Origin of the sequence: Kribbella sp. (assembly GCF_035687465.1) — a bacterium.
GTDB lineage: Bacteria > Actinomycetota > Actinomycetes > Propionibacteriales > Kribbellaceae > Kribbella.
This window is the reverse complement of record NZ_DASRXP010000540.1, coordinates 1-3,865: the sequence shown is the minus strand read 5'-3', so window position 1 is coordinate 3,865 and position 3,865 is coordinate 1. Positions and strand designations below refer to the sequence as shown.

General features: G+C 69.1%; 1 protein-coding gene. It reads right to left on the bottom strand.

Annotated elements, in window-relative coordinates; genetic code table 11:
- Positions 1–3,865: S8 family serine peptidase (locus tag VFG33_RS28430; protein WP_325056044.1), on the bottom strand; the 3,865-nt coding region annotated here is incomplete at both ends.

The following is a 3,865-nucleotide window of genomic DNA, read 5'->3' as shown; positions in this document are numbered from 1 at the left end:
GAAGTAGATGGTGCCCTCGGGAGCAGAGAACGAAACGAGCGCGATGTGGTGGAGACCGTCGACGGCGAACGAGTTCGGCGTGCCCTTGCGCAAGGCGAATCCGTCGCCCGTGGTCTGGGTCGTTTCGTCGTACGGCGTGAGCGTGGTGGTCGGTGTGATCTTCGTGCTGACCGAGCCGGCCGCCAGGTTGTACAGCGTGCCGGCGCCGTCCGAGGCGATGCCACGGCCGCAGGCGGAGACCGACTCCGCCGTGGTCACCGTCCTGGCGTCGAGGTCCACCTTGGCCGGCGCGACCCCGCCGAGGCAGATGATCGCGCTGCCGATCTTGCCCAGGAACACCGTGCCGGTGGACTTGTCGAGCTCCAGCAGGCTGTACGTGCCGGCCGGGATCCTGTCGTTGCCGTCAGCAAGGATCGGGGCTCCGACGGTGCCGTCGGCGAGGTCGACCGGGAGTACGGAGTCGACGTTGCCGGTGATGGCTCGGACCAGTACTGCGGCCCGGTTGCGCTTGGCATCGACCCTCCCGGCGACGACCCGGTACTCCGAAGCACGTAGTACCGAACTGCCCACCAACGTGCCGGTCACGGTGTCCCACGTCTCGAGCTGGACGTCGCCACCTGCTTGGCCCGCGTGCCCGAGTAGTACCCGGCCAGGAGCCACGCCGATCACGTGGTAGTCGGAACCAGCGCTCGGGTCCGAGGTGAGTACTGCGCCATAAGTACCGGTTGCGGTGGAGTAGCGCCGTACTTCGGTGCCACCGGCAACCGTGCGCAGTGCAGCGATCGAGTCCTTGCCGGCGGCAATGAAGCTCAGCAGGGTGCTGCCGTCGGGAGCCAGGCCGTCGTCCACGACCAGGTTGGAGACGGGTGACGCCTGGCCGATGACGTGCTGCTTGCTGTCGAGAGCGAGTACGCGAACGCTGTAGTTGGCGGAGGTCGTCAGGCCGAGGGACAGTGCGCTGAGGCGGACCGTGCCCGAGGTGGTGGACACAGTCTTGGTGGCCGAAGACGGGGTGTTCACTCCGTCGTTGTCCAGCGTCGATCCGTTGGCGTTGGTGAACGTGTTCAGCGAGCCGAAGAGGGTCGGTGCCGGGGCGGAGAACTCGATGATCGCCGACCTCGCGCCCGGGATGCTGCGCACGTCGTAGCGCAGATCGAAGGCAGGGGCGGTGCGGGTGACCTCGGCGGTGTGTCCGTAAGCGCCGACAGCGCCGGCGAGGGTTGGTGCGTCCGGCCGGGTGGTCTCAGAGCCGCCGGCGATCCGGATCGCCGCGAATTCGCCGTACTTGGTGAAGCTGGGGTTGCCGCCGAAGCCGGACAGGGCGATGCCGATGCCATAGAGGCCACCGCCGCCCTTGAAGGCGTCGGCCGGGATGGTGACGGTGCCGGTGGAGGCGGTCAGGGTCTGGTGCCAACCAGCGGAGAAGATCTGGCCGAGGGACGGGTTCCAGTGGCCGACTGTGGACACGACCAGTTCGGGGGCGGTTGCGGTGGTGACTCCGGTGAGGTCGTAGGAGATGGTGACCGATTTCCCCGCCTGGGCGGTCGCCGGGGCGAGCGGGGCGGTGGACTCGACGTACCGGCCGTCGCTCGGGCCGATGGTCAGGGTGCGCCGCACGGTCGCCTGGGCCTTGCCGCCGACCAGTACCTGGAAGGTGAGATCGACGCTGCGATCAGCGGTGGAGATCACCGGAAGCCCGGCCGCGGTCAGGAGCTGGCGCGGCGTCACCCTGATCGCCGGGGTGGCGGAGGTAAAGGTGCTTTTGCCGACAGTGAGTCTGTACTGCGGCTTGGCGTGCTGCGGCAGTCCGGTGACGTCGGCCGCGAAGGTCACGGGGCCGACCAGGCCTTGGCCGTTTCCGCCGGAAGCCATGTCACCAAGGTCGATCCGGTCCTGCTCGGTGGCCTCGAGGAAGGTGCCACCGAGGCCACCGACGGTGAACCGATGGGCGACGGAGAGCCGAACGATCGAGGGGTAGGTGCTCTTCAGCTTGCCGCCCAGCGCCTTCTCGGTCGCGGCGGTCACATCGATCTGGGGTCCGACCTGCAGTTTCCGGTCGATCTGCGGCGGGGTCTGGACCGCGCGGCCGGTCTCCTTCAGGAGATCCCGGACCTGCAGTGGGTTCAGTCGATGACCGGCCAGTCGACCGGCCTGGAGCACGACTGCCGCGGCCGCGGCGATCTCGGGCGCGGACGCCGACGTACCTCCGTTGAACACGGGAGTGACGGCCTGCGCGTTGCCGCCCGTGGTGTGCTGGAGCGCGATGATGTTGTCGCTGGGGGCGGACAGGTCCAACCGGCTGCCGAAGCCGGAGGAGAAGGTGCCGAAGCCGCTGATCCGGGTCTCCGCATAGGTACCGGTTCCGCTGGCGTTCGCCGGTACTGCGAGGGTGTCGTCCAAGGTGGTTCCACCGGCGGCGATGGCGCCGGAATCGGGGACCTTCGACGGCGTCGTGGTCAGCGCGACATCGTCGATCGTGGTGGCGGACTTGGCGTTCGCGGCCTTGTCGGTGGGGGTGCTGCCGCCGTCGGGGCCGACCGCGGCGGGGGTGTAGAGCCGGGTGCCGTCGTTCGAGGAGATCGACACCACGATGCCGTCCTTCTTGACGATCGAGGCGACCACGGCCCGGACGTACGGGTCGTCCTCCAGATAGCGGCCCGGGAACCCGACCGAGTCGGTGCCGAATCCGAGGCTCGCGGTGATGACGCTGGGGCGCGGCGTCTGGTGAGCGGCGGCCAGCAGCGCGCCGGCGATCTGCTTGATGGTCGGCTCCTGCGGGACGACCAGCCGGTACTCCGCGCCGGGCGCGATCCCTAGCAGGTCGGTATAGCCGCTGCCGGTGGCGTCCTCGCGCTGCTGATCGTGGGGGAGCGGGGCCATCACGCTGAAGTCGAGGAGCACCTCGCCCAGTACGGGATCCTGGTTCTTGGTCGAGCCGGCCGGGTCGAGCGAACCGTCGCCGCCGGCCACATAGGTGGGGATCAGCGGCATCGAGGGCAGGTCGAGGTAGCGCCGGCCGTCCTTCAGTACCGTCGTCGGGCCGTAGCCCTTGACGTAGTCGTCCCCAGCATCCGCCATCGACTGGTCGGTGAGGTCGCCGATGGACACGTTGGTGATGATCTCGCCGGTACCTGGCTGCTGGCCGAAGCCCTTCTGGAGGGTGGTGAAGGCACCCATCGCGTTGACTCCGCCGGCGTTGAGGAAGGCCTGGGCGGAGTTCGACACGGCGTAGTTCGACGGGACCTCAGCGGGGCCGGTCGCCGCGGGGGCTTTCGGAGCAGGGGTTGTGGTGGTTGGCAGTGCTTGAGGGCCGGCGTTCATGGTGTTCACGTAGCGGTCGGGTTCGGCGTACGCGACACCGGAGGTGCCCTGGAGGGCGCTGGCGACGGCTGTCGAATCCTTGTCCTGCACGGTGACCACATAGGTCCGCGACAGGTCAGGTGCATCGGCCAGTGAGCCGGCAGCCGTGGTGGGGAACAGCGGGTGCAAGGAGGTGGCGCCCACTGCGCGTAGCTTGGCGTCGAGGGCCTTGTCGCTGGTCTGCGGGACCCGGGCGGCCAGCCTGCCCTGGGCCTTGCCGGAGAGAGCGGGGCCGGTTACCGAGGTGGCCTGGTTCAGGGTGACCAGCACCTGGCCCGGTACTACGCCCTGACGCTGGGCGGGTGGTTTGGCTGCGCCCTTGGCAATGCCCTGGGCGGTGCCGTCCAAGGGAGTTCCGCCGACAGGCAGTTGGCCGGGAGCGCCAGGCGTGGGGGCGGCGATGGCTGAGGCGTCGGTGGAGGCCGACGGAGTGGCGGAGGCGGTGCCGGTGAAGATGGTGGCGGTCAGGGTCGCCAGGGCGAGAGCCGCGACGCCGTGCCGTCTG